Raw genomic sequence first — 4612 nt, forward strand, 5'->3', positions numbered from 1 at the left:
GCCGGTTGCTTTACCCGCGCCAAACGGCGTAACAGAAATGGTCGCGGCTCTAATCGCCACTGGATGACAGTTCAGTGGCAGGTCAACGGACTGCATGCAATGCATCGGCTTCGATTTCGCGTCTTCAAGGAACGCCTAGGCTGGGACGTGCAGGATAATGGCGGCTATGAAATCGATTCCTTTGACGCGCTCAGACCGCACTACCTGTTGTTGCGCGGTTTCGGGGGCCGGGTGGAGGGTTGCGTTCGCCTTCTGCCCTCAGCGGGCCCGACCATGATTCGCGATACCTTTCCGATGCTGTTGGAAGGAAGGGCTGCACCTGAGGATCCGAGCGTGTGGGAAAGCAGCCGTTTTGCGCTCGACATAGCTTCATCTGGGGAAAAGGGCGCGGGCGGTATCGCTCTCGGCACATATGAGCTCTTCGCCGGCATGATCGAGTTCGGCCTCTCACGCCGGCTCAGCCACGTCGTCACGGTCACCGACTTGCGCATGGAGCGCATTCTTCGTCGCGCCGGCTGGCCCCTCGAGCGGATCGGCAACCCGCACACGATCGGCGCGACACGCGCACTGGCGGGCTACCTCGAAGTGTCGAAAGCGACACTTCATGCGGTGCGACAAAACAGCGGTATCGACAGTCCGGTGCTATGGGCGCCGGTGCTTCGCCGGGTGGCGTGAATGTGACGCCCGGCAGGAGAGCACAGTCATGTCCACGTCTCTTGCGACGGACGCCGATCTGCCCGACTGGTGGAATGATAGGACATACGACTATGCCGCTCAGCTGACGCTGCGTGGCTGGGCTTGGGAGTTTTTGCGGCGCAATCCGGTATTTCAGCATGATGTGCTTGCGGCGCGCCGGCAGGCCAACAGTTTGCAGCATGGCACCACCGTCGAGGTGATCGCGTCGGCCGGCAACCTGTCGCGCTGGGGTGTTTCGTTTCGCTGAATCTTACGGGCGCAGCGCGACTGTGTTTTGGTGTCCCCGCCGGTGTCCAAGCGTGTTGCCTGTCATTGCGGAACGGCGATTTGCGTCATCGACGATATCGTCGTTCGAGCTGGCGGCATTGCCATGTCGTGCTGCAGTCCTGCTGATGCCCGACAAGAGCCAGGAGGTCCTTCTTCGCGATGCGGAGCGCAGCCTCCAGCTTGCTGTTTCGGGAGCGAATGTCCTGCATCCTGTTTACCTCCGCACCGAGGCGATCTGGCCGGCAGCACTTTCGAAGCATCGTCTGTTAGCGCTGGAGTGCCTCAATGCCCTTTGTGCCTACGGAAAACTGCCAGCGCGCTTGTTTCCGCCAGAAAGACGCGGGCCCCGATTGAACTTCGTCCTCCGCGCGCTCGATGGCGCGCTTGCCGGAGCATCACATCGCGAAATCGCCGAAGCGCTCGTCGGCCAAGCGCGCGTCCGGTCCGACTGGAAGGATCCTCAAGATCACCTGCGCGATCGTATCCGGCGCGCCGTCTCACGTGGCCGTGCGCTAATGAACGGCGAATATCTGAATTTCCTGCTTTGAAGAGCATGAGATCCGCGCTGTGCGTCAACCGGCGAAGAGTTCCTTGTAGCCGGTGGTCACCATCCAATTAGCACGGTCGATATGGCTGCGGAGGGCCTTTTTGGCGCGGACCGGTTCAATGGACGGGTCAATGCCGAGAATGCGATTTGCCATCTCCTCCTCGCTGGCTTTGTCGGCACAGGCATCCAGGATACGCAGATAGATCGCGAAATGCTCCCTGTCGTAGCTCGTAAGGCTCTCCGACCATGGGACTTCGTCGGCAATCGGCGTGATCGATTTGGGCTGTAACATCGCTGATTATACCTCCGCAAAACTGCCTCCGCGAAGCCCTCCGCCAGCGGGTTGGGATACTCAATGTGGATTACATATTTTAGTTGATAAACTCAAGCTGCCTAATCCGCTGGCTATCGTGCATGGATATGCGCAGATTGGTCGGACGGAATGTGCAGAGGATCAGGCTAAGGAAGCGTCTGACGCAGGAGCAGCTTGCCGAGATTTCCGGGTTCAGCCAGCAGTACATCAGCGGCTTGGAGAAAGGACGAAGAAACCCGACGATCATCACGATCTATGAACTGGCATTGGCCCTCGACGTCAGCCACACGGATCTGGTTCGGCCCGACAAACAGGCCTGACCCACCCGACTTCCAAGTAATTGCTACGGGCCCACGCGCCTCCCAGCGCCCGCCGGCTGCTCGTGAACCCTCGGTCTTCTTCGGCCGACTTCAGCGATCTTGCCCCGTTCGGCTTCGCGCCCCCGGCGCGGGGCAGCCTGTCGGCTGCTACTGGCAAGTACCTGGTCAGGCGCAGGCGGGGACGCCCACTCTTAACAACGGCTTCTTCAGGTATCCCCGACAAATCGGCTGCTGTGCGTTGGATGGTAATCGCATAAAGTTGATCAGAACGCTCCTCCCAGTCGGAGACCTCCCGCCCAGCCCCGCCTGGGGTCACAAGGCCCCACCCCTCTAATGATCCGGTCCACTCGCCCGTGCAGCGTGGAAAGGGCGCACGAGGCGCCCTTCATTTCCGATCAGCTATCAGCAGCCACCTTCACCTTTCGTTGTTAGAAGCGGTAGGTGACACCTGCGCCTATCAACCAGGGATCGAGGTCCGCCTTTCCCGTCAGCTTCGCGCCGTCGACCGTGACGTCGAAGTCTGGCTTGAGGAAAAGCTTCTTCACATCGAAGTTGACGCCCCAATGCTGATTCACCATGTAATCGAATCCGACCTGCAGCGCGGTGCCGAACGTGTTCTCAACCTTGAGAGCATCGGCACTGCCGGCATCCTGGTTATAGAATATCGTGTAGTTCACGCCAGCGCCGACATAGGGTTTGAAAGCGCCGAGATCGGTAAAATGATACTGCAATGTGAGCGTAGGCGGTAGCAGCCAAACCTTGCCGATCTTGCCAAGCCCGCCGATCGTTCCTTGGCCGTCGATGTTCGCGTAGGTGGTGCCGAGTATTAGCTCGGCGGCGATGTTGCCTGTGAAGAAATAGGAGATATCGAGTTCCGGCGTCACAGTGTCCGAATAGGAAAGACCGGAGCCGGGCACTGCATTGACGTAGCCCGAATCCTCAGTGACGACCCCCAACGCACGCAGGCGGATCTGCCAAGGGCTTGGCCGTTCCGTGACCGAGGCTCCTGCCTGCGGGACGCTCGGGGCTTGCACAAGGTCGGCCGCAACGGCTTGCTGTCCCACCACCATGAGGACGACGGCCGCTGTTGCTCCCCGCGCCACGCCCGTTTGCTTTCTCGCCATAATATCTCTCCTTGCTCTTCAGACATGATCGATTGCACTGTGAAAAACCCTTCGGCCCGCTCCTGTCGCCGATATGACCTATCATTTCGAAGAAGGCCGGCGTCTCGATGAACCAAAGGCGCTCGCTCCCGGCAGTACGGTCCAAAACGACCAGATACGCCGAGGGATTCGGAACCGGCCTCGAAGATTACCGCTGAGGTGAGCGGATCCGCGCCACGCTTCCACAGCCACACGGTGCGCGCGTAGCCGGAGCGGGTGGCCATGCCATCACCAAACGCACTAGAAAGCAGAATCGTGTCAGGGTCGAGCCAATTAACCCCGCCCTTGGCATCCGCGAGGTTGAAACAGTCGGCGACGAAGCTAAGAGACTTCAGATCGAATTCGCGATGCACGACCGCATCGCTTCCGCCGCGCGACAGGCGCAGAACGGCTCTTTCCCGTCTCTCCGGCTCGATCGACGCGCCGCCCCAGATCCAGTCCTCTCCGTCGCTAACGGCGACGGCGTTCGGATCGAGCAGTGCCTCCCATTGGGGATCCGCCTTCATGTAGACGGCAAGGCTTCCTTCCGCTCGGGAAAGCTCAGTGTTTGCGGCGGCGACCGCATGCTGGGCGAGCGTGATCATGGAATGAGTTCTTCTCAGTTGGTGCAGCGCGGCAGTGCGTTTGCGCATAGGACTTGCATGTGTCGTGCCAACCAGGAAAATCTTTTCAGAACAATACGATCACTTTGAATAGCGCTGTGTCTTATGTCCGACATCGTCGTAGTTCCGACAATGACTGCGACGGTAGGCGCGTGATCGATCTAGTGTATTGTCTTCGCACTTATGCGCGACGCAACACACTATGCCGGCACACCGGCGTACCAACAGCATCGGCAAAGGCCGCGAACCGGACGTGATGGGAAGAGACGAGGACAGATTCTGAAAGCCTGCAGCATAGTCGGAGCTTCGAGCTCGCTCTCTTGATCAGGCCAAAGGATCAGCGGATACCATCAGGGCCAGCAGTCACAAGACCGCAGCAACAGGCCGGAGACATGACCGCACCCGCGACCATCCCATCGCTAAAAACAAACCCTTGATCAGCGGGCGCCGTCCAGACATGACTATTTTGTATTGCTCGACGGACTGCCTCTGTCGTCGTGGCGCTGCCGTGTAGAACCTGGCCCATAGTGCCTCCTTCCATTCGGAAGAAAATAATGCACCATCAAAGCTCGGGACCAAACACCTAGAGTGCCATTCAGCTTTTTTATTTCATTGTAGATGACCTGCCACTGAACTGTCATCCAGTGGCGATTAGAGCCGCGACCATTTCTGTTACGCCGTTTGGCGCGGGTAAAGCAACCGGC

6 protein-coding genes and 2 pseudogenes are annotated in these 4612 nt (G+C 59.2%); 4 read left to right on the forward strand and 4 right to left on the reverse strand.

From position 1 onward, the window contains the following. Positions 1-63: 63 nt before the first annotated feature. From NKI20_RS33320 to NKI20_RS33330, 3 genes are read left to right on the forward strand one after another with little or no spacing between them, the layout of a single operon-like run. Positions 64-675, forward strand: coding sequence for an acyl-homoserine-lactone synthase (locus NKI20_RS33320; protein ID WP_352838217.1), 612 nt, complete (start codon positions 64-66; stop codon positions 673-675). Between the two features lie 28 nt (positions 676-703). Continuing rightward, positions 704-943: a transcriptional regulator domain-containing protein gene (locus tag NKI20_RS33325; protein ID WP_352838209.1), complete on the forward strand. Its 240-nt coding sequence runs from the start codon at positions 704-706 to the stop codon at positions 941-943. Positions 944-995: 52 nt separating this feature from the next. Next, complete coding sequence (locus NKI20_RS33330; RefSeq protein ID WP_352838211.1) at positions 996-1511, forward strand: DUF2285 domain-containing protein; 516 nt, start codon at positions 996-998, stop codon at positions 1509-1511. A 24-nt stretch (positions 1512-1535) separates the two neighbouring features. Here the strand turns inward: NKI20_RS33330 and NKI20_RS33335 are convergent, their stop codons facing one another. Continuing rightward, the gene (locus NKI20_RS33335; RefSeq protein WP_352838213.1) at positions 1536-1802 is read right to left on the reverse strand and encodes a DNA -binding domain-containing protein; all 267 of its coding nucleotides are present in this window, start codon (positions 1800-1802) and stop codon (positions 1536-1538) included. 122 nt (positions 1803-1924) lie between these two features. On the opposite strand from NKI20_RS33335, the gene NKI20_RS33340 reads away from it, so the two are divergent. Then, positions 1925-2143, forward strand: a complete 219-nt coding sequence (locus tag NKI20_RS33340) for a helix-turn-helix transcriptional regulator (protein ID WP_023755980.1) — start codon at positions 1925-1927, stop codon at positions 2141-2143. 428 nt (positions 2144-2571) lie between these two features. Here the strand turns inward: NKI20_RS33340 and NKI20_RS33345 are convergent, their stop codons facing one another. From NKI20_RS33345 to NKI20_RS33355, 3 genes and pseudogenes are all read right to left on the reverse strand, one after another. Next, positions 2572-3267 (reverse strand): OmpW/AlkL family protein, encoded by a 696-nt coding sequence (locus NKI20_RS33345; RefSeq protein WP_352838215.1) that lies wholly within the window; start codon positions 3265-3267, stop codon positions 2572-2574. A 239-nt stretch (positions 3268-3506) separates the two neighbouring features. Next, positions 3507-3938: pseudogene (locus NKI20_RS33350) on the reverse strand (hypothetical protein); the annotation flags it as partial. Between the two features lie 431 nt (positions 3939-4369). Continuing rightward, positions 4370-4612, reverse strand: a pseudogene (locus NKI20_RS33355) (hypothetical protein); the annotation flags it as partial.

This window comes from Mesorhizobium sp. M0830, assembly GCF_040319965.1.
Taxonomy (GTDB): Bacteria; Pseudomonadota; Alphaproteobacteria; order Rhizobiales; family Rhizobiaceae; genus Mesorhizobium.